The 20,769-nt window shown below is 71.3% G+C and carries 15 protein-coding genes and 2 pseudogenes; 2 read left to right on the top strand and 15 right to left on the bottom strand.

Features of this window, described 5'->3' with window-relative positions; translation table 11 throughout:
- Positions 1-67: 67 nt before the first annotated feature.
- The 7 genes from topA to bldG all read right to left on the bottom strand — a co-directional run bounded on the left by topA (position 68) and on the right by bldG (position 9,951).
- A complete protein-coding gene (gene topA, locus ASD48_RS10480) occupies positions 68-2,899 on the bottom strand; it encodes a type I DNA topoisomerase (RefSeq protein WP_057601232.1) in 2,832 nt (943 codons plus the stop codon).
- A gap of 328 nt (positions 2,900-3,227) precedes the next feature.
- Positions 3,228-3,425 carry a hypothetical protein gene (locus tag ASD48_RS10475; RefSeq protein ID WP_057601231.1) on the bottom strand — a complete coding sequence of 66 codons (198 nt, stop codon included), beginning with the start codon at positions 3,423-3,425 and terminating at the stop codon, positions 3,228-3,230.
- A 470-nt stretch (positions 3,426-3,895) separates the two neighbouring features.
- On the bottom strand, positions 3,896-5,428 hold the full coding sequence (locus ASD48_RS10470; protein WP_057601230.1) for a class I SAM-dependent methyltransferase: 1,533 nt from the start codon (positions 5,426-5,428) through the stop codon (positions 3,896-3,898).
- A gap of 66 nt (positions 5,429-5,494) precedes the next feature.
- A complete protein-coding gene (locus ASD48_RS10465; protein ID WP_057601229.1) occupies positions 5,495-6,097 on the bottom strand; it encodes a hypothetical protein in 603 nt (200 codons plus the stop codon).
- Between the two features lie 194 nt (positions 6,098-6,291).
- On the bottom strand, positions 6,292-8,697 hold the full coding sequence (locus ASD48_RS10460; protein WP_057601228.1) for a sodium-translocating pyrophosphatase: 2,406 nt from the start codon (positions 8,695-8,697) through the stop codon (positions 6,292-6,294).
- A 367-nt stretch (positions 8,698-9,064) separates the two neighbouring features.
- Positions 9,065-9,499 (bottom strand): ATP-binding protein, encoded by a 435-nt coding sequence (locus ASD48_RS10455; RefSeq protein WP_020129306.1) that lies wholly within the window; start codon positions 9,497-9,499, stop codon positions 9,065-9,067.
- Between the two features lie 110 nt (positions 9,500-9,609).
- A complete protein-coding gene (bldG, locus tag ASD48_RS10450; protein WP_009189842.1) occupies positions 9,610-9,951 on the bottom strand; it encodes an anti-sigma factor antagonist BldG in 342 nt (113 codons plus the stop codon).
- Positions 9,952-10,032: 81 nt separating this feature from the next.
- Between bldG and ASD48_RS10445 the strand changes: the two genes are divergently transcribed.
- Complete coding sequence (locus tag ASD48_RS10445; protein ID WP_242432569.1) at positions 10,033-12,663, top strand: DEAD/DEAH box helicase; 2,631 nt, start codon at positions 10,033-10,035, stop codon at positions 12,661-12,663.
- On the opposite strand, the pseudogene ASD48_RS41680 reads toward ASD48_RS10445, so the two are convergent.
- The 7 genes and pseudogenes from ASD48_RS41680 to ssd form a co-directional block, all read right to left on the bottom strand.
- Positions 12,641-13,021: pseudogene (locus ASD48_RS41680) on the bottom strand (Rv3654c family TadE-like protein); the annotation flags it as partial. The gene ASD48_RS10445 and the pseudogene ASD48_RS41680 overlap by 23 nt on opposite strands.
- Positions 13,022-13,263: 242 nt before the next feature.
- A pseudogene (locus tag ASD48_RS45105) lies at positions 13,264-13,605 on the bottom strand (TadE family type IV pilus minor pilin); the annotation flags it as partial.
- Between the two features lie 34 nt (positions 13,606-13,639).
- Positions 13,640-13,849, bottom strand: coding sequence for a DUF4244 domain-containing protein (locus ASD48_RS10435; protein WP_057601226.1), 210 nt, complete (start codon positions 13,847-13,849; stop codon positions 13,640-13,642).
- A gap of 237 nt (positions 13,850-14,086) precedes the next feature.
- On the bottom strand, positions 14,087-14,872 hold the full coding sequence (locus ASD48_RS10430) for a type II secretion system F family protein (protein WP_057601385.1): 786 nt from the start codon (positions 14,870-14,872) through the stop codon (positions 14,087-14,089).
- Between the two features lie 40 nt (positions 14,873-14,912).
- The gene (locus ASD48_RS10425; RefSeq protein WP_242432571.1) at positions 14,913-15,764 is read right to left on the bottom strand and encodes a type II secretion system F family protein; all 852 of its coding nucleotides are present in this window, start codon (positions 15,762-15,764) and stop codon (positions 14,913-14,915) included.
- A 1-nt stretch (position 15,765) separates the two neighbouring features.
- Positions 15,766-16,974 (bottom strand): TadA family conjugal transfer-associated ATPase, encoded by a 1,209-nt coding sequence (locus tag ASD48_RS10420; protein ID WP_057601225.1) that lies wholly within the window; start codon positions 16,972-16,974, stop codon positions 15,766-15,768.
- A complete protein-coding gene (ssd, locus tag ASD48_RS10415) occupies positions 16,971-18,083 on the bottom strand; it encodes a septum site-determining protein Ssd (protein ID WP_057601224.1) in 1,113 nt (370 codons plus the stop codon). The genes ASD48_RS10420 and ssd overlap by 4 nt, the downstream gene beginning before the upstream one ends.
- Before the next feature lie 571 nt (positions 18,084-18,654).
- On the opposite strand from ssd, the gene ASD48_RS10410 reads away from it, so the two are divergent.
- On the top strand, positions 18,655-19,488 hold the full coding sequence (locus ASD48_RS10410; protein ID WP_054241799.1) for an HAD family hydrolase: 834 nt from the start codon (positions 18,655-18,657) through the stop codon (positions 19,486-19,488).
- A 455-nt stretch (positions 19,489-19,943) separates the two neighbouring features.
- Here ASD48_RS10410 and ASD48_RS10405 read toward each other — a convergent pair whose 3' ends face one another.
- Positions 19,944-20,768: a Fic family protein gene (locus ASD48_RS10405; RefSeq protein ID WP_057601222.1), complete on the bottom strand. Its 825-nt coding sequence runs from the start codon at positions 20,766-20,768 to the stop codon at positions 19,944-19,946.
- Position 20,769 lies beyond the last annotated feature (1 nt).

Genomic DNA, 20,769 nt, shown 5'->3' with positions numbered 1-20,769 from the left:
CCGGGTGCCGGCCGTGCGACCAGTCGTTCGACCAGTCGTGCGATCAGCCGCGCGATCAGCCGCGCGATCAGTCCTCCGACGAAGCCGGGGAAGCCGTCGCCTTCTTCGTGACCGCCTTCTTCGCCGTCGTCTTCTTGGCCGTCGTCGTCTTCGCGGCGGTCTTCTTGGCGGCCGTCTTCTTCGCCGGGGCCGCCTTCTTCGCCGTCGCCTTCTTCGCGGGCGCCTTCTTGGCCGTCTTCTTGGCCGGCGCCTTGGCGCGCTTCTCGGCGAGCAGCTCGAAGCCGCGCTCCGGGGTGATCTCCTCGACGCTGTCGCCGGAGCGCAGGGTCGCGTTGGTCTCCCCGTCGGTGACGTACGGCCCGAAGCGGCCGTCCTTGACGACGACCGGCTGTCCGCTGACCGGGTCCGCGCCCAGCTCCTTCAGCGGCGGCTTGGCGGCGGCCCGGCCACGCTGCTTGGGCTGGGAGTAGATCTCCAGCGCCTCTTCGAGGGTGATCGTGAAGAGCTGGTCCTCGGTCTGGAGCGACCGCGAGTCCGTGCCCTTCTTCAGGTACGGGCCGTAGCGGCCGTTCTGCGCGGTGATCTCCACGCCCTCCGCGTCGGCGCCGACGACACGCGGCAGCGACATCAGCTTGAGGGCGTCCGCCAGCGTCACCGTGTCCAGCGACATCGACTTGAACAGCGAGGCCGTCCGCGGCTTCACGGCGTTCTTGCCGGTCTTCGGGGTGCCCTCGGGGAGCACCTCGGTGACGTAGGGGCCGTAGCGGCCGTCCCGGGCGATGATCTGGTGGCCGCTCTCCGGGTCGGCACCGAGCTCGAAGTCGCCGCTCGGCTTGGCGAGCAGCTCCTCCGCGAGTTCGACGGACAGCTCGTCCGGGGCCAGGTCCTCGGGCACGTCCGCCCGCTGGTGACCCTCGGCGTCCTTCTCTCCGCGCTCGATGTAGGGGCCGTAGCGCCCGACCCGCAGCACGATGTCGTTGCCCACCGGGAACGACGACACCTCGCGCGCGTCGATCGCGCCCAGGTCGGTCACCAGCTCCTTGAGACCGCCGAGGTGGTCCCCGTCGCCGTTGCCGGCTTCGGCCGCGCCGCCGTGGCCCGCGCCTTCGCCGAAGTAGAACCGCTTCAGCCACGGCACGGCCTGCGCCTCACCGCGGGCGATGCGGTCGAGGTCGTCCTCCATGCGGGCGGTGAAGTCGTAGTCGACCAGTCGGCCGAAGTGCTTCTCCAGGAGGTTGACCACGGCGAAGGACAGGAAGGACGGCACGAGTGCCGTGCCCTTCTTGAAGACGTAGCCGCGGTCGAGGATCGTGCCGATGATCGACGCGTACGTCGACGGGCGGCCGATCTCGCGCTCTTCGAGCTCCTTGACCAGGCTGGCCTCGGTGTAGCGGGCCGGGGGCTTGGTGGCGTGCCCGTCGACCGTGATCTCCTCGGCGGTCAGCGGGTCGCCCTCGCCGACCTGGGGCAGCCGGCGCTCGCGGTCGTCCAGCTCGGCGTTCGGGTCGTCGGCACCTTCGACGTACGCCTTCAGGAAGCCGTGGAAGGTGATCGTCTTGCCGGAGGCGCTGAACTCGACGTCCCGGCCGTCGGCAGCGGTGCCACCGATCTTCACCGTGACGCTGTTGCCGGTCGCGTCCTTCATCTGGGAGGCGACCGTCCGCTTCCAGATCAGCTCGTAGAGCTTGAACTGGTCGCCGGTCAGACCCGTCTCGGCGGGCGTGCGGAAACGATCACCCGAAGGGCGGATCGCCTCGTGCGCCTCCTGCGCGTTCTTGACCTTGCCGGCGTACGTGCGCGGCTGGGGCGGCAGGTAGTCGGCGCCGTACAGCTGCGTGACCTGGGCGCGGGCGGCGGAGATCGCCGTCTCGCTCAGGGTGGTGGAGTCCGTACGCATGTACGTGATGTAGCCGTTCTCGTACAGCTTCTGCGCGACCTGCATGGTGGCCTTCGCACCGAAACCGAGCTTGCGGCTGGCCTCCTGCTGGAGCGTCGTCGTACGGAACGGGGCGTACGGCGAGCGGCGGTAGGGCTTCGACTCGACGGACCGGACGGCGAACCGCGTGTTCTCCAGGGCTACGGCCAGGGCGCGGGCGTTCACCTCGTCGAGGTGGAGGATGTTCGCGCTCTTGAGTTGTCCCAGGGAGTCGAAGTCGCGACCCTGCGCGACCCGCTTGCCGTCGACGGTCTGAAGGCGTGCGACCAGCGACGACGGGTCCGACACGTCTCCGGCGCGGCCGGTGGAGAAGGTGCCCGTCAGGTCCCAGTACTCGGCAGAACGGAACGCGATGCGCTCGCGTTCCCGCTCCACGACGAGACGGGTGGCGACGGACTGGACACGGCCGGCCGACAGGCGCGGCATGACCTTCTTCCACAGGACCGGCGAGACCTCGTAGCCGTAGAGACGGTCGAGGATGCGGCGGGTCTCCTGGGCGTCGACGAGCTTCTGGTTGAGCTGGCGCGGGTTGGCGACGGCGGCCCGGATCGCGTCCTTGGTGATCTCGTGGAAGACCATCCGCTTGACGGGGATCTTGGGCTTGAGGACCTCCTGGAGGTGCCAGGCGATCGCCTCGCCCTCGCGGTCCTCATCGGTGGCGAGGAAGAGCTCGTCGGATTCCTTGAGGAGATCCTTGAGCTTCTTGACCTGCGCCCGCTTGTCGGCGTTGACCACATAGATCGGCTGGAAGTCGTGTTCGACGTCCACACCGAGGCGGCGGACCTCGCCCGTGTACTGGTCCGGCACCTCCGCGGCACCGTTGGGAAGGTCACGGATGTGCCCGACGCTGGCCTCGACGATGTATCCGGGGCCGAGGTAACCCTTGATCGTCTTCGCCTTGGCAGGCGACTCGACGATCACGAGTCGGCGGCCGCCCTTCGCGGTCTCGCTGGTCGGGGACAACTTCGCTCATCTCTCCGGTCGACGCTGGGGCCTCACCCAGGCCTTGCTCCCGGGGTCGGGTCATGGTGACGCTGCGGAGTGTGACGGTACATCCCGCCCCCGTGTCAAACGGGAAAAGCCCGCAACGGCCACTCGAACGGTAACCCGACTACCGCCATTCCTGCCGCCCGGAGTACCGACCGGCCCTTTTCCGTACGACCGGAACGCGTCTTCCCCTTTACCGGCGCGGTCACGTTCACGCGGTTCGAACGGGGGTCCGGCGGGATCCGCGAAGGCCGCCTCGGCGTCGGCCCCGTAGGCACTTCCGCAGGTCGGCACGGAGGCGGCGTCAGAGCCGGGTGAAGCACCACACCCCGACGGCCAACGCGCCGACGGAGGCCAGGGTCGCCAGGGTCGCCGATGCGACGGGGCTCACATCTTCGGCCACGGGTTCACGGTGCCGTACCCGGATCGTGGTCCACGTCAGCAGTGCGGCCCCGAACAGGGCGAAAACCGTTCCTGTGAAGATCGTCGGCCCGCTCTCCATGATCGTCCCCGCCCCTTTCGCTCGGCCCGCGCCTGCCCCGGCCACGGGAGGCTGTCACGCGCGGGCGGCGCCCCGGCGAACCCGAGGTGAACGCCGGGTCCACGGATGGGGTCGCAGGCCCCGGCGAGCCGTCGGCCGGGGCGGTCGGGCGCGGCCTACGGTCTCTCGGAGCGGGCCCCGGGCGGTCCGCAACGCGGTGGAGCCCACCAAACCGGGTGCGGACCTATCCGGCCGACTTCGCCGATCTCACCGATCTCACCGCTGCGTGCGCTGTCGATCGGCTCACATTGCATACGATCTTGGCGAATCGGCGCCGGGCGCGAAGAAAACATGGAGAGCGGGAAACAAGGGGCCGGGGCTGACGTTCCGGATCGCATCCGGGCGGCCCGCTCCGACGGCCCGGGCGTTTTCCGGCCCGGGCGATTTCCGATCCAGCCGAATCCAGCCGGATCCGGCCGGATCCGCTCGGCTCACTCCGCCGGTTCGAGGAAGCCCTGCTCCACCAGGAGACGGATCTGGGCCGGAGTACGGTCCCGCAGCAACACCGGATCCTCGCCGACCAGTTGGGCGATGGCGTCGAGAATGCGGCCGGCGCTCAGCGAGCCGTCGCACACGCCGGCGAAGCCCGCACCGACCGTGTCCACCTTCGTGGCCCGGCGCATGCCGCGGTGCTGGCGCAGCACGACGTGCTCCGGGTCCTCGGCGCCGGGCAGCCCGACCTGCTCCTGGACGACCTCCGTGACCAGCCGGAAGCGCCCGGCGAGCAGGGCCGCGTCATCATGGGCACGCAGATAGTCCAGCCGTCCGAAGTGCGCCAGGACCGCGTCGCCCAGCGGCTGTTCCACCGGGTGCGGCCACTCCTCCACCGTGATCACGGGCTCCGCGGCCGTCGTCCTGCGCAGCGTGATCCAGCCGAAGCCGACCGCCTTCACCTTGCGTGCCTCGAACTCGTCCAGCCAGGTGTCGTAGTGCGCCTGGTACTCGGCCTGGTCGCCGCGGTGGTCACCGGCGTCCCTCAGCCACAGCTCCGCGTACTGGGTGACGTCCTGCACCTCGCGCTGCACGATCCACGCGTCGCACCCGCGCGGCACCCACGACCTGAGCCGGTCCTGCCAGTTCTCCCCTTCCACGTGCTGCCAGTTGGCGAGGAACTGCGCGAACCCGCCCTCGCTCAGCCGCTCCCCCGCCCCTTGAACGAGCGAGCGGCACAGATCGTCCCCGCCCATCCCGCCGTCGCGGTAGGTCAGCCGGGCGCCCGGCGAGATCACGAACGGCGGATTCGACACGATCAGGTCGTACGTCTCGTCGTCCCGGAGCGGTTCGAACAGCGAGCCCTCGCGCAGATCCGCCGCCGGGGCCCCGGACAGCGCGAGCGTGAGCGCGGTGATGTGCAGGGCGCGCGGGTTGAGGTCGGTCGCCGTCACGCGCGTGGCGTGCTGGGCGGCGTGCAGCGCCTGGATTCCGGAGCCGGTGCCGAGGTCGAGGGCGGCGGAGACGGGCGTGCGCACGGTGATACCGGCGAGGGTCGTCGACGCGCCGCCGACACCGAGGACGACAGCGGTGTCCGCCTGGCCGCCGTCGTTCCCGCTGCCGCCCGCGCCACCGACCGCGCACCCGAGGTCGGAAATGATGAACCAGTCCTCGCCGTCCGGCCCGCCGTACGGCCGTACGTCCACCGTCGCGGCGACCTCGTCCTCACCCGTGGGAACCAGCCAGCCGCTCTCCACGCACGCGTGTACGGGCAGGAACTCCTCCACGCGCGCGTGCGGCACGGGCTGCTGGAGCAGGAAGAGGCGGACGAGTGTCTCCAGCGGCGTGTCCCCGCGGGTCGCGCGGAGCGCGGGGACGGTCTCGCTGCGGGCCAGGGCGGCGTAGGCGGGCGCGCCGAGCAGGTCGAGGAGACCGTCCGCGGTGAAGGAGGCCGCGAGCAGCGCCTCGCGCAGCCGGGCGGCCACGTCGGGGCGGTCGGCGGAGGGCAGGGGGGAGAGGGTGGCGTTACTCACGCCCCCCATTGTCTCCCGTCACCACTCGGGGCGCGTTCCCCAGGATCGTCCCGAGGCCGCGCGTCCTCAGCTGGTCGTCGCGCGGGCCGAGGCGGAGGAGGCCACCTTCTTGCAGCTGGCCTGGTTGGCCATGGCGTTCTTGACGTCGCCCTGCTCGAGGTTCTTCAGCGCGGTGTTGCCGCTCTTGCTGAGTTCGCCGAGGTCGGTGGCGATGTCCTGGAGACCGTCGGCGAACTTCGCCTGGTCCTTCGTGTCCAGCGCGTCGACCTGCTTCTTCAGGCCCGCGTAGGAGGTGGAGAGAGTGGTGAGCGCCGAGACCGCGTCCTTCTGCTTCTTCTCGCCGTCGTCGACGCCGGGCGGAGTGCCCGCCTTCTGGACGGCCTGGGCGAGCGCTCCGTAGGCGTCGGACATGTCCTGGAAGGCCTGCGAGTCGGTCTTCTGGACGTTCGCCGGAGCGTTGTTGTCCGTGGCGGCCTGCTTGATCGCGGCGTTGGCCGCGTCAACCTTCGCGTCCTGGGCAGGCAGCGCGTCGCAGACCTGCTTGGCCCAGGCGTCGAGCTCCTTGTTGCCGTCGTCGTCGCTGCTGCATCCGGTCAGCGCCAGTACCAGTACCGCACCGCCGGACAGCACGGCCGCGAGCTTCTTGTTCACCGGGTTGGTCCCTTCCATGGCTCTCGGCCCCGGAACATACACGGCAACCGGGCAAGAACCCCAGAACGAATGTCTGCTATGTGGATTATTAAAGCCATTTGCACCAGGAGAGAGAAGGCTCACGGCTCGGGCACATACTCAACACAACGGGCGGGCGACGCGACAACGCGCGTCACCCGCCCGCCCCTTGAGCTGGGCCCCGGTGGGCTCGTCTACGAAATCACCGCCGGATCGGCGGACTTGGACGGAGATTCGGCGTTGTCTTCGTCACCCACGGCGATCCCGCGCCGCTTGGAGATATACACCGCGACCACGATGACCGCGAGCGCCAGGACCGCGATCAGGATCCGTACGCCGATGCTCTTGTCCTCGCCGTAGCTGAACTTGATCACGGCGGGCGCGATGAGCAGCGCCACGAGGTTCATGACCTTCAGCAGCGGGTTGATCGCCGGGCCGGCGGTGTCCTTGAACGGGTCGCCGACCGTGTCCCCGATCACCGTGGCCGCATGCGCCTCGCTGCCCTTGCCTCCGTGGTGACCGTCCTCGACGAGCTTCTTGGCGTTGTCCCAGGCGCCGCCAGAGTTGGCGAGGAAGACGGCCATGAGCGTGCCGGAGCCGATCGCGCCCGCCAGGAACGCGCCGAGCGCGCCGACTCCGAGGGTGAACCCGATGAAGATGGGTGCCAGCACGGCGAGCAGTCCGGGGGTGGCCAGCTCGCGCAGGGCGTCCCGGGTGCAGATGTCGACGACCTTGCCGTACTCCGGCTCCTCGCTGTAGTCCATGATCCCGGGGTGCTCGCGGAACTGCCGCCGCACCTCGAACACCACGGAACCCGCCGACCGCGACACCGCGTTGATCGCCAGCCCCGAGAAGAGGAAGACGACCGCCGCGCCCGCGATGAGGCCGACGAGGTTGTTGGGCTGCGAGATGTCCATCATCAGGCTCATCGGGGCGCCCGCGCCGGAGAGTTTCTCCCCGACGTCCTGCGCACCCGTCGTGATGGCGTCCCGGTACGACCCGAAGAGCGCCGACGCCGCCAGGACGGCGGTGGCGATGGCGATGCCCTTGGTGATGGCCTTGGTCGTGTTGCCGACGGCGTCGAGGTTGGTGAGCACCTGCGCGCCCGCGCCCTCCACGTCGCCGGACATCTCGGCGATGCCCTGCGCGTTGTCGGAGACCGGCCCGAAGGTGTCCATGGCGACGATCACACCGACCGTGGTGAGCAGACCGGTGCCGGCCAGCGCCACCGCGAACAGCGCCAGCATGATCGACGTGCCGCCGAGCAGGAACGCCCCGTACACCCCCAAGCCGATCAACAGGGCGGTGTAGACGGCCGATTCGAGGCCGACGGAGATACCGGCGAGGACGACGGTGGCGGGCCCCGTCAGCGACGACTTGCCGATGTCGCGCACGGGTCGGCGGGTGGTCTCGGTGAAGTAGCCCGTCAACTGCTGGATGACCGCGGCCAGGACGATGCCGATCGCCACCGCGACGAGGGCGAGGACGCGCGGGTCGCCGTCCTTGCCGTGGATCGCCGCGTCGGTGACGCCGTCGAGGTCTGCGTACTTGCCGGGGAGATAGAGGAAGACGGCCACCGCGACCAGCACGAGCGAGATCGCCGCGGAGATGAAGAAGCCCCGGTTGATCGCGGTCATGCCACTGCGGTCGGTGCGCCGCGGGGCGACCGCGAAGATCCCGACCATCGCCGTGAGCACGCCGATGGCGGGAACGAGCAGCGGGAAGGCGAGCCCGGCGTCGCCGAAGGCCGCCTTGCCGAGGATCAGCGCGGCGACCAGGGTCACGGCGTACGACTCGAACAGGTCGGCCGCCATGCCCGCGCAGTCGCCGACGTTGTCGCCCACGTTGTCGGCGATGGTCGCGGCATTGCGCGGGTCGTCCTCCGGAATGCCCTGCTCGACCTTGCCGACCAGGTCGGCGCCGACGTCGGCGGCCTTCGTGAAGATGCCGCCGCCCACCCTCATGAACATGGCGATGAGGGCCGCGCCGAGACCGAATCCCTCCAGCACCTTCGGCGCGTCGGCCGCGTACACCAGCACCACGCAGGCGGCGCCGAGCAGCCCGAGCCCCACCGTGAACATGCCCACGACGCCGCCCGTGCGGAATGCGATCTTCATTGCCTTGTGCGAGACGGCGGTGAGATCCTTTTCCGGTTCGCCTTCCGCCGGAGTCGCCTCCCGGGCCGCCGCGGCGACGCGGACATTACTGCGCACGGCGAGCCACATGCCGATATAGCCGGTGGCCGCGGAGAACCCCGCGCCGATCAAGAAGAACAGCGATCGTCCGGCGCGCTGATTCCAGTCGTCCGCGGGCAGCAGCAAGAGCAGGAAGAACACCACTACGGCGAAAACACCGAGCGTGCGCAGCTGCCGGGACAGATACGCGTTGGCGCCTTCCTGGACCGCCGCGGCGATCTTCTTCATGCTGTCGGTGCCCTCGCCCGCCGCGAGCACCTGGCGCACCAGAACGCCCGCGACCGCGAGTGCGGCCAGGGCGACGACCGCGATGACCACCACGAGCAGGCGATTGCCGTCGGTCAGCACTGCGGCTGCGAAGGTTGTGGAGTGGTCCAACCGATGAGGGGTAGAAAGCCCCGCCATTCGTCCTCCTTGACGCTTGGGCTGAGCTCAAGATGTGGACGGATTGTAGGTACCGGAACCTGATCAAAACAGTGTGCGGCAAGCGGAATTCGCCTTCGCACGCAAAACCCGCACGATCTCGCTCGGTAATGGCTTCAAGGCATTCAGGTTCGTGAATTGATTCACGATATCCGTGGGCGCGGTTCACTGCATCAAGATTCACCGCATCAAGATTGACTACAGCGTGATTCACCGCAGCATGATTCACGTCTCCGAGATTCCAAGATTCATTTCACGGAACCACTGTAAGCGCGGTCGTCGAGGTCCGCACATGCCGAAGGGCCCTACGAGGTAGGGCCCTTCGGGTGACTGAATCGCGAGGTTCGGGTCAGGACAGCGTCGCGGTCGCCGGCGTGGTCGGCCAGGTCATGCGGATCAGCCCGCCGTGCTCGCCCGCGGAGACCTCGACGTCGTCGACGAGGCCGCTGATGACCGCCAGGCCCATCTCGTCCTCCTCGGCCTCCACGTCGACGCCAGCGCCCGAGCCGGGTGCCCGGTCACCGGGCACCGAGCGCGGCGCTTCGTCGCCGACCTCGATGGAGAACTGCTTCTCCTCCTCGATCAGCGACACCTTCACCGGCGCGGTGATGCCACCGGTCTGATGCAGTCCGACGGCACGGGTACAGGCCTCGCCCACGGCGAGCCTGACCTCGTCGAGGACGGCCTCGTCCACTCCGGCCCTGCGCGCCACCGCTGCCGCCACCAGTCGGGCGGTCCTGACGTGCTCGGGCAGCGCGCTGAAGCGGAGTTCAACGGTGGCCATGCGTCCCCCTCGGAACTACGGGCGTGCTGTCGGGGGGCCGGGCCACCAAGCCCGGACCCCCTCTTTGTTCAACCAGCCGTGCCGGGCCTTGTGGGCCCGGGACGACGTGGTCAGTCGGTGGCAGCGACCGCTTCGTCGACCGAGGTGTGGATCGGGAACACCTTGGTCAGACCGGTAATGCGGAAGATCTTCAAAATACGCTCCTGGTTGCAGACCAGACGGAGCGAGCCCTCATGGGCACGCACCCGCTTCAGTCCGCCGACCAGCACGCCGAGCCCGGTGGAGTCGAGGAAGTCCACGCCCTCCATGTCGACGACGAGGTGGAAATTCCCGTCGTTCACCAGCTCGACCAGCTGCTCGCGCAACTTGGGCGCGGTATATACGTCGATTTCGCCACCGACCTCGACGACCGTACGATCGCCGACGGTACGGGTCGACAGAGACAGGTCCACGGATCCTCCAGCACCTTGCTATCGAGCGGTCGCCCCTCGGAACACCTGGGCAGGAGTCCCCGGGACGGTACGCCAGCCGCCATGGCATTCAATCACTTACCGGCAGGCGTGCACGACGCCTTGGCCCCATTGTCCGTCACGCCAGTGACACACTCGGTGCCGATGGCCAAGAATCACCGATCCGATCGACCCTCGCCCGAGGCCGTGTCCCGCCTGTCCCCGGCCGCGGTCCTGGACCGGCTCGCCCCGGGACCGAACCGGGCGTCGCGCATCACTCATACGGAGCACTTGCCCCCGCGTGAGGGCCGCCATGCCGTCTGGCCGGACCGGATTCGCGCCGAGGTCATCGCGGCCGTGCAGGCCTGCGGCATCGAACACCCCTGGGCCCACCAGGCCCGGGTCGCCGAGCACGCCCTGGACGGCGAGTCCGTGGTCGTCGCCACGGGCACCGCGTCGGGCAAGTCCCTGGCCTACCTCGTACCGGTCCTCTCGGCCCTCCTGGACGGCTCCGAGGCCCCGAACGGCCGCGGGGCCACCACCCTCTACCTGGCCCCCACCAAGGCCCTGGCAGCCGACCAGTGCCGCTCCGTGAAGGAACTTTCACAACCGCTGGGCAACGCCGTCCGGCCGGCCGTGTACGACGGCGACACCCCGTTCGAGGAACGCGAGTGGATCCGCCAGTACGCCAACTACGTCCTCACCAACCCGGACATGCTGCACCGCGGGATCCTCCCGTCCCACCCCCGCTGGTCCTCCTTCCTGAAGTCCCTGAAGTACGTCGTGATCGACGAGTGCCACACCTACCGCGGCGTGTTCGGCTCCCACGTCGCGCACGTGCTGCGCCGACTACGCCGTCTGTGTGCCCGCTACGGTGCCTCCCCGGTCTTCCTGCTGGCCTCCGCGACAGCCGCCGAACCCGCGGTGGCCGCCGGACGCCTCACCGGCCTCCCGGTCGTCGAGGTCGCCGACGACGCCTCGCCCCGCGGTGAACTGGTGTTCGCCCTCTGGGAGCCCCCGCTCACCGAGATGGTGGGTGAGAAAGGCGCACCCGTACGGCGTACCGCCACCGCCGAGACCGCCGACCTGCTGACCGACCTCGCCGTCCAGGGCGTGCGCACCGTCGCCTTCGTCCGCTCCCGGCGCGGCGCCGAGCTGATCGCGGTGATCGCCCAGGAACGCCTCGCCGAGGTCGACCGCTCACTGGCCCGGCGTGTCGCGGCCTACCGCGGCGGTTACCTCCCCGAGGAACGACGCGCCCTGGAGCAGGCCCTGCACTCGGGCGAGCTCCTGGGCCTCGCCGCGACCACCGCCCTGGAGCTCGGCATCGACGTCTCCGGGCTCGACGCCGTCCTGATCGCCGGCTACCCGGGCACGCGCGCCTCCCTGTGGCAGCAGGCCGGCCGGGCGGGCCGGGCCGGTCAGGGCGCGCTGGCGGTGCTCGTCGCCCGGGACGACCCGCTGGACACCTTCCTGGTCCATCACCCGGAGGCGCTGTTCGACCGCCCGGTGGAGTCGACCGTCCTCGACCCCGACAATCCCTACGTCCTTGCCCCGCACCTGTGCGCGGCGGCCGCGGAACTCCCGCTGACCGACGAGGATCTGCCTCTCTTCGGCCCCGAGGCCGAGGGCCTGCTGCCGCAGCTGGAGGCCGCGAAGCTGCTGCGCCGCCGGACCAGGGCCTGGCACTGGACCCGCCGGGAGCGCGCCGCCGACCTCACGGACATCCGCGGCGAGGGCGGCCGGCCCGTCCAGGTCGTCGAGGCCGGCACCGGCCGACTGCTCGGCACGGTCGACGCGGGCTCCTCCCACACCGCCGTCCACGAGGGCGCCGTCCATCTCCACCAGGGCCGCACCTACCTCGTGCGTTCCCTGGACCTGGAGGACTCCGTCGCCCTGGTCGAGGAGGCCAGCCCCCCGTATTCGACGGTCGCCCGTGACACGACGTCGATCTCCGTCCTGGAGACGGACGTCGAGATCCCCTGGGGACAGGGCCGGTTGTGCTACGGCTCCGTCGAAGTCACCAACCAGGTCGTCTCCTTCCTGCGTCGACGTGTCATCACCGGTGAAGTCATGGGCGAGTCGAAGCTCGACCTCCCTCCTCGGACGCTGCGCACCCGTGCCGTGTGGTGGACGGTGACCGAGGACCAACTGGACGCGGCCCGGATCAACCCCGAGATCCTCGGCGGGGCCCTGCACGCCGCCGAACACGCCTCGATCGGCATGCTGCCCCTCTTCGCGACCTGCGACCGCTGGGACATCGGCGGCGTCTCGGTACCCCTCCACCCCGACACCCTGTTGCCGACGGTCTTCGTCTACGACGGCCACCCCGGCGGCGCGGGCTTCGCGGAGCGGGCCTTCCACACGGCCCGCTCCTGGCTGACGGCCACCCGCCAGGCCATCGCCTCCTGTGAGTGCGACGCCGGCTGCCCGTCCTGCATCCAGTCCCCCAAGTGCGGCAACGGCAACGACCCACTCCACAAGAGGGGAGCCGTTCGGCTGCTCACGGAACTGCTGCGGGAGGCTCCCGAGGAGAAGACTCAGGAGGGTGAGCCTTCGACTGCGCCGGAGACGGAGACCGGGCCGGAGAAGAGGCCCGAGACGGAGCCGAGGACGGGGCTGGCGACAGAGGTGGGGCCGGTGGCGGCAACGGGTGAGGCTGCGGGGGCCACCGCGGGGGCGGAACCGCATCCGCAGGCCCCGCCCGCGCCCTGACCTCGGCCGCGAACAGCCCCCTTCCCGACGCCGCCGTCACATCCGAGATCCCTCCGACGACCACGCACCGCACCAGTCGCGCCCCCTGCGCCCGGGCCACCCGGTCCGCCCGGTCACAGGCCTGCGCGACGCCGTCCGCCCCATGGTCGGCCGCCGCGAGCGCCGCGAGGTCGGCGCCGCCCGCGGCACGGTGCCGGGCCGCCACGGCCTGTCCGAGGGCGAGCACGATCCCGAACACCACGCACAGCACGGCGATCGCCCCCACGCTCCAGACGGTGGCGGAACCCCGGTCCGCGTCCCCGTGACGCCCTCCGAGGACCCGCCAGCCGAGGAAGCGGGCCCGGGCTCGGGCGCACATGGCCCCATGGTCGAGGGCTCGGGCCCACCTGGCCCCGTCTCCGCGCCCCGCGCCCCTCACGGCACGTCTCCCCGCGAATGCCGGGCGTCTGCTGCCGCACCCCGGGGGTCACCCGGCACGCGGGCATCGCCCGAGGCCTCCTGAGCCTCCTCAGCCGCGCCCACGGCCCCCTCAGCCGCCCCCACAGTGGTCTCAGCCGTTCCCACGCTCTCCTCTCCCGTCCCCGCGGCCGACTCCGCCGTCCCGACGGTCTCCTCCGTCGCCGCCACTGCCTCTTCCCGCACCTCGAAGGGCAGGCCGCGCAACGCCGGTGGCTTGGCCACGACCACGACCCGGACCTGGTCGCCCTCCCGGCTGACCGTCACCTGTGCCCCGCGCGGCGCCGTCGCGCGGGTCACGTCCAGGACCGCTTCGGCCGGGTCCTGCCTCGCCGCGGCACGGGCGCCGGTCCTCGCCGCGTCGACGCACTGGATCTGGGCCGCCATGACCAGCAGCCCCCACACCAGCGCCGTCGCGAACACCACCAGCACCGGCAGCACCACGGCCGACTCCGCCGTCACGAACCCCCCGTCCCCGGCACACACCCGCCGCGAAACGTGCCGGGGCTCCCGTCCGCGCTCACGCCCCCGCACTGAGTGCCCGCTTCACGATGGCCTGCAACTGAGCCGCGACCACCTCGCTCGTCACCACCTGGTAGAGGAGGACCGCGAATCCCACGGCCGCCACGATCCCCATCGCGTACTCGGACGTCACCATCCCCGCGTCACCGCGCGCCGCACGCACCCTGCACACCAGGGCGCTCAGCCGCGCCCACACCGCCTTGTACATCTCAACCCCCGTGAGGTTTTGTCGTTCTGATCTCTGTCTCTGATTCGGCTGCTTCGCCTTCGACCGTTCGCCGCTGTCCCGCTCGATCAGTCGCCTCTCGGTCGCTCGACCAGTAGCCGCTCGGCCGCTCGGCCGCTTGCCCCTCGGGCCGCTAACCCTTCGGCCACCCGATGGTCGACGGCCGGCTTCCCGCGCCACCCGCGCCATCGCGCTTCGGCGTTCACGCTGTTGACGCCGTCATCGACCGCCCCTTCCCAGCACCCCGCCCGCGAGTCCGATGACGATGGGCAGTACACCGACCGCGATGAAGGCGGGCAGGAAGCACAGCCCCACCGGCACGGTGACCATGACGGCCGCCCGGCGGGCCTTCGCTGTCGCGGCGCGCGCCCAGTCGGCTCGGGTGTCGGCGGCGAGCCGGGCGACCGGTCCGGCCGCGGGCAGTCCCGAGACGTCGGCCCGCTCGAGCAGGCGGGCCAGGGCAGCGGCACCCGGTATCGAGGCCAACCTCCGCCAGGCGACGGCCGGTTCGCCACCCAACCGCACCTCGGCGGCACCCCGCGCCAGCCCTTCCCCCACGGGCCCGCCCAGAGCCTCACCCACGGCGTGCGCCGCGATCACCGGGCCGGCACCCGCCGCGATGCACGCGGCCAGCAGGTCCGCCGCGAGCGGGAGTTGGCGTGCCGCAAGCCGGGCGTCGACCTCGCTCACCACGCCCGCCGCCTGTTGTCGACGGCGCCACCGCCCCAGCACCACCGCGCCGATCAGCCCTAGTACCAGACCGGCGACGCCGCCGACCACCACCCATCCGGCCCCGACCACCAACGTGTCGGGAAGCCATCGCCGCACGGCCTGCCGCAGCCCGGCCCCTCGGACGGTCGCCGTCGTGGCCGAGGCGAGCAGTTCGGCCAGGCGCCGCCGTGCACCGCGTCGGCGTCGCGCGGTCTCGCACCACCGCGTCAGCCACCAGAGAACCACCACGATCCCCGCGGTTACCCCCAGCCTGTGGACAACTTCCCCGCTCACGCCTCCTCCGTCCACGTCACCCACCTCCTCTCGTCACCCCTCACGTCGCTTCCGCGTGGCGGACGATCCGCAGTGCCCACCACATCCCCACGCCCTCCAGCACTCCACCGACGAGCAGGCACCCCAGCCCCGCTCCGGTGTGCAGCAGGACGTGCAGCGGGTCCGCTCCGAGCGCGGCGCCCAGCAGAAGGCCCAGGACCGGCAGGCCGGCGAGCATCACCACCGTGGTGCGCGGACCGGCCAACTGGGCCCTCAGATCCGCACGTTGATCTCGCTCCGCGCGCAACGCCGCCTCCAGCCGGTCGAGTCCGGCGGCGAGACCGGCGCCCTGGTCCACGGCCACCCGCCAGCACGCGGCGAGTCCCAGAAGGCCGTCGGCACCCGGTTGCCGGGCAGCGATTGCGAGAGCCTTGGGGACGTCACCGCCGAACCGTGCCGCCGCCAACACGGAGGCCTGTGCCGCGCCCAGTCCTCCGGAGTCCTGCGCGGCCCGCCGCAGCGCCTCTCCCGGCTGTCGGCCGGCGAGCAGCTCTCCGGCCAGCGCCGCGCACAGCGCGATCACCGCGTCGCCTCGGCGCTCCCCCGCCCGCCGGGTCTCGGCGGCCCGCCGCGCCCGGCGCAGCAGGGGTACCCCGGCCGCCCCCGCGACGACCGGCAGCACCGAGCCGCCCAGCAGCGCCAGGATCAGTCCGGCGACAGGTGCCCACCATTCGGGTCGCCAGCGTCCGCGGAGCTTGCGGAGCTCGCCGGTGAGCTGTCGCCATGACGGGGGTCCGCTGCCGGCCACGCCTCCGCCGGCCAGGAGCAACTGCGCCCGCCTGGCCCCTGAGTACGGTCCGCCCATCAGCCAGGCCGCCGCTCCGGCACACGCCACGGCCGCGGCCATCGGCATCTCACTCATCACGGCCGCCCCTCCCATCGCCGGCCTCGCCCCGCAGCAACTCCCGCAGTCGCTCCCATCCCCGCTCGCAGGCGAAGGCGTCCGCCCGCCACCGCAGCGCCGGCACGGTCCGCACCAGGCCGGAGGGGTCCCGCTCCAGTACGTGCACCTCGGCGATCCGCCGCCGCCCGGCGGGATCGCGCACGAGGTGCAGGACCACCGACAGAGCCGCCGCCAACTGGCTGTGCAGCGCGGTCCGGTCGAGCCCGGCCGCCGTGCCGAGCGCCTCGAGCCGGGCCGGGACGTCCGCGGCGGCATTGGCGTGGACGGTCCCGCAGCCGCCCTCGTGGCCCGTGTTGAGCGCGGCCAGCAGATGGACGACCTCCGGCCCGCGCACCTCACCCACGACCATCCGGTCGGGCCGCATCCGCAAGGCCTGCCGCACCAGGTCCTCGAGGGTGACGAGCCCCGCTCCTTCCTGGTTGGCGGGTCTGGTCTCCAGGCGGACGACGTGCGGGTGGTCCGGCCGCAGTTCCGCCGAGTCCTCGGCGAGCACGATCCGCTCCCCCGGCCCGACCAGGCCCAGCAGCGCGCTCAGCAGGGTCGTCTTACCGCTGCCGGTGCCGCCGCTGACCAGGAAGGACAGCCGCGCCCGCATCAGATCCCGCAGCACCCTGTCGCCGCCCGGCGGCACCGTGCCGGCGGCCACCAGCTCGCCGAGCGTGAACGCCCGGGGCCGTACGACGCGCAGCGACAGGCAGGTGCAGCCGACGGCGACCGGGGGCAGCACGGCGTGCAGCCGCGTCCCGTCGGGCAGCCGGGCGTCGGCCCACGGCCGCGCGTCGTCCAGGCGCCGTCCGGCCACGGCGGCCAGACGCTGCGCGAGGCGCCGTACGGCCGCGGCGTCCGGGAAGGAGACGCCGGTGAGCTCCAGACCGCCGCCCCGGTCGACCCAGACCCGGTCGGGAGCGGACACCAGGACGTCGGTCACCCTGGGGTCGGTGAGCAGGGGTTCCAGAGGACCGCTGCCGATCAGCTCGGACCGCAGATGCTCGGCCGCGCCGAGCACCTCGGCGTCCCCGAGGACGCGCCCCTGTTCGCGCAGCGCCTGCGCCACGCGCGCGGGTGTCGGTTCGGCGCCGCTGTCGGCGAGCCACTGCCGCACGCCGTCGAGCAGCGTCCCCGTCGCCTTCGTCCGTTCGAGGCCGGCCGGCGTGCTCATGAGCCACCCGCCTCGGTGAGCGCGCGCTCCCAGAACTCCTTGCAGAAGCGTGCGAGGGGCCCGCGAGCGGTCGCGCCCGGCGGCGACTTGCCGCCGTCCGGACGCAGCAGTCCCGCTTCGACGGGCACCTCGCCGGCCAGCGGCAGGCCGAGCAGTCGGGCCACCTCGCTGTCGTCGAGTCCGGGCGCGTAGGGGCCGCGCACCGCCACCCGCAGGTCGCGCAGCACCATCCCGACGGCGGAGGCCACGCGCTTGCCCGCCGCGACGGCGCGCAGCTCGGCGGGGACCACGAGGAGCCCGAGGTCGAGCTGGGCGAGAATCTCGGCGACGCCGTCGTCGATGCGGCGCGGGAGGTCGACGACGACCGTGCCGCCCCGGCGCCGGGCCGCCGCCAGCACCGCGCGTACCGCCTGGGGCGCGATGGTCACGCAGTCGCCCCGGTCCCAGCTGAGCACCCGCAACGAGTGCAGCCTGGGCAGCGACTCCTCAAGGGCGCTGCCGCCGACCCTTCCGCGCGACGCGGCGAACGCGGGCCAGCGCAGACCTTCCGTGCTCTCGCCGCCGAGGAGGACGTCGAGTCCGCCGCCGAGGGGATCGGCGTCGACCAGCAGGGTGCGCAGCCCTTCTCGCGCGGAGGTGACGGCGAGGGCGCACGCGAGGGTGGAGGCTCCGGCGCCGCCGCGTCCGCCGATGACGCCGACGGTGAGGGCGGGCCGTCCGACGCCCTCGGCGACGTCGGCGATGCGGTCGACCAGCCACTGTTCGCCGTCGGGCAGCATCAGGACGTGGTCGGCGCCGATCTCCACGGCGCGCTGCCACACCCCGGAGTCGTCCTGGTCGCGGCCGACGAGGACCACTCCGCGCCTGCGGGCGGCCCCGCGGACACGGCGTGCCGCGTCGTCGCCGACCAGGACGAGTGGCGCGGACTCCCAGCTTCCGCGGTGTTCCGGCACCGAGTGGTGCACCTCCGGTGTGGCGCCGGCGGCGGCGCACAGGCGCAGCAGGTCGTCGAGGAGTTCCGTGTCCTCCGTGACGATCAGTGGTTTGCCCGGTCCGCCTCCGGCGGTGGGCGGCGGGTCGTGTGTGACGGCTCCGGTCACGATTTCCATCCCCCTTCACTGCGGGCGCGCAGTCGCTGCGGTCCCGCGATTCCCGAACGTGTGAAGAACCGGCAGCCGGTCTCCATATGAACGGCCGACAGAATCCGGCCGAACGCCCCCGGCAATCGGAACCGGCCCGTGAAGCCGGCCCGGAGCGGACGCGTTGGAATCACGGTGCGGCGAGTCCGGAAATCGTGTGGATCTTGGTGGAAAACTGTGGACAAGCGGGTGGTTGTGAATATCGCCGTCACCCATACCGGTGAGCCCCGCACCATCTGCTGTGCGACTTCCGCAGAGGAGTCCGACAACTACGCACAGTGACGACGAGTGGGCAGGCGAAAGGGGCGGCCGCAGCCGCCCCGATGCGGCACGGCGGCCGCGTTCAGAACTGAAAAACCCGCCCGGACATGCGACGACCCCCGCCGGGGGGGAGAGCGGGGGTCGCCTTCACGGCCGACTCGGGGGGGGAGGAGTCGGACCGCGTTAGCACGGTCGCGAACGATCCGTGACTTCCATGGTGTACCCGAGAGCCTTCTCAGGCAAACCCACGCGCCCACCTTACGCCGAATGGGCTGCCCCTATGCTCATGGTTGTGGAAAACCACTCCTTGCCCCGCACAGCGGCCTTCTTTGACCTGGACAAGACGGTCATTGCGAAGTCGAGCACGCTCACCTTCAGCAAGTCCTTCTACCAAGGCGGTCTGATCAACCGCAGGGCGGCCCTGCGGACCGCATACGCCCAGTTCGTCTTCCTCGTGGGCGGTATGGACCACGACCAGATGGAACGGACCCGCGAGTACCTGTCCGCCCTCGTGCGCGGCTGGAACGTCCAACAGGTGAAGGAGATCGTGGCCGAGACCCTTCACGACCTGATCGACCCGCTCATCTACGACGAGGCCGCCTCCCTGATCGAGGAACACCACACGGCCGGCCGAGACGTGGTGATCGTGTCCACGTCGGGCGCCGAGGTGGTCGAGCCGATCGGCGAACTGCTCGGCGCCGACCGCGTGGTCGCCACCCGCATGGTCGTGGGCGAGGACGGTTGCTTCACCGGTGAGGTGGAGTACTACGCCTACGGCCCGACGAAGGCGGAGGCGATCAAGGAGCTGGCCGGGTCCGAGGGATACGACCTCTCGCGCTGTTACGCCTACAGCGACTCGGCGACCGACCTGCCGATGCTGAAGGCGGTGGGGCACCCTCACGCCGTGAACCCGGACCGGGCCCTGCGGCGCGAGGCCGTCGCACGCGGGTGGCCGATTCTCGACTTCCACCGGCCGGTGCGCCTCAAGCAGCGGATTCCCTCGTTCTCCGTACCGCCCCGCCCCGCGCTCGTCGCGGCCGCGGCGATAGGAGCGGCGGCGGCCACCGCGGGCCTCGTCTGGTACGCGAACCGACGGCGGGCGGCGGCCGTCTGAAGCGGCACCCGCGCGCGGGCGCGCCCCGCGATCACTCCAAGGCGCCCGGCGGCCTCTCACTCCTCAGGAACGCCCGTTTAAAACCCCTTTGGGAGCAAAAGCAAAGAACTGGTGCCAGCACTTCCGCTTGTCGGGGTCCAGGAGTACAAAGGACTTAACGGCCCGCGAGACCAAGGACATCCGAGAGGATCACCTTAATAACGCATTTGGCCCCACGGACCGCGCATGACCACTGGGCACCCACGCGACGTCGACCCGTCGATTACGGGCCAGCCGCACCAGGTCACGGGCAAAGTTCCCGGCCTGATGGGCAATACATCGAGGACGCTTGGTAACCGGGTGAGCATGCCAGCGGCGGTACGAGAACTCGTACCGCCGCAACCCTTTGCGAGGCCCCCGCGAGGGGGCCTTTTCCGTACCCGATTCCGTAGCCGCGCCTCACGCGCGCGCAGGGCTCATGCCGCCCCGCGCTGCAGCGCCTCGCACACCGCCGTCGACTCGCGGGCGCCCAGCTCGACCGCCCTGCCGCAGTGCGCGATCCAGGCCGCCATGCCGTCCGGGGTGCCGGAGACGTAGCCGTCCAGGGCCGCCAGATAGGCCGCCCGCCCCAGCTCGGCGTGCCCGACCTCGGCCGGGCAGACCGACTTGGGGTCCAGGCCGCTGCCGATCAGGACGATGCGCTCGGCGGCCCGCGCAACCAGGCCGTTGTGCGAGGTGAACGGGCGCAGGGCCAGCAGCTCGCCATGGACGACGGAGGCCGTCACCAGGGCCGGCGCGGACCCTCCGGCGATGATCAGCTCGGACAGCCCCTCGAGACGGCCGGCCACTTCGGCGGCGTCCGGCAGTGGCAGTTCGATCAGCGGCTCGTCGACCGCCTCACCGGCCTGTCGCGGACGCCCGACCTCGTCGTCACTGGTCGCCGCGGCCACCAGATGCAGCCGCGCCAGCACCCGCAGCGGCGACTGGCGCCAGATGGACAGCAACTGGCCCGCCTCGGCGGACAGCCGCAGAGCCGCGCCCATGACGCGCGCCTCGTCGTCGGCACCGAAGTCGGTGCGCCGCCGCACCTCTTCCAGCGCCCAGTCCGCACCGGACAGAGCCGCCGAGCCGCGGGCGCCGCGCAGTGCGGCCTCGGAGGTGATCTCGGTGCTGCGGCGACGCATGACACGGTGGCCGTAGACCCGGTCCACGGCCTTGCGCATGGTCTCCACGGACTCGGCCACACCGGGCAGGGAGCCCAGGGCCGCGAGCGGATCGGCGGACGCGCCTGTCGTACTCATG

Source organism: Streptomyces sp. Root1310, assembly GCF_001426425.1.
In the GTDB taxonomy this organism is placed as follows: Bacteria; Actinomycetota; Actinomycetes; order Streptomycetales; family Streptomycetaceae; genus Streptomyces.
The sequence above is the reverse complement of the archived record's forward strand: the minus strand, read 5'-3'. Positions and strand labels throughout refer to the sequence as shown.

Excerpts from the sequence above, each read along its gene's own strand:
- ASD48_RS10475 (WP_057601231.1), bottom strand. The coding sequence starts at position 3,425 with ATGGAGAGCGGGCCGACGATCTTCACAGGAACGGTTTTCGCCCTGTTC.
- ASD48_RS10465 (WP_057601229.1), bottom strand. The coding sequence starts at position 6,097 with ATGGAAGGGACCAACCCGGTGAACAAGAAGCTCGCGGCCGTGCTGTCC.
- ASD48_RS10460 (WP_057601228.1), bottom strand. The coding sequence starts at position 8,697 with ATGGCGGGGCTTTCTACCCCTCATCGGTTGGACCACTCCACAACCTTC.
- ASD48_RS10455 (WP_020129306.1), bottom strand. The coding sequence starts at position 9,499 with ATGGCCACCGTTGAACTCCGCTTCAGCGCGCTGCCCGAGCACGTCAGG.
- ASD48_RS10445 (WP_242432569.1), top strand. The coding sequence starts at position 10,033 with ATGGCATTCAATCACTTACCGGCAGGCGTGCACGACGCCTTGGCCCCA.
- ASD48_RS10435 (WP_057601226.1), bottom strand. The coding sequence starts at position 13,849 with ATGTACAAGGCGGTGTGGGCGCGGCTGAGCGCCCTGGTGTGCAGGGTG.
- ASD48_RS10425 (WP_242432571.1), bottom strand. The coding sequence starts at position 15,764 with ATGCCGATGGCCGCGGCCGTGGCGTGTGCCGGAGCGGCGGCCTGGCTG.
- ASD48_RS10420 (WP_057601225.1), bottom strand. The coding sequence starts at position 16,974 with ATGAGCACGCCGGCCGGCCTCGAACGGACGAAGGCGACGGGGACGCTG.
- ssd (WP_057601224.1), bottom strand. The coding sequence starts at position 18,083 with ATGGAAATCGTGACCGGAGCCGTCACACACGACCCGCCGCCCACCGCC.
- ASD48_RS10410 (WP_054241799.1), top strand. The coding sequence starts at position 18,655 with ATGCTCATGGTTGTGGAAAACCACTCCTTGCCCCGCACAGCGGCCTTC.
- ASD48_RS10405 (WP_057601222.1), bottom strand. The coding sequence starts at position 20,768 with ATGAGTACGACAGGCGCGTCCGCCGATCCGCTCGCGGCCCTGGGCTCC.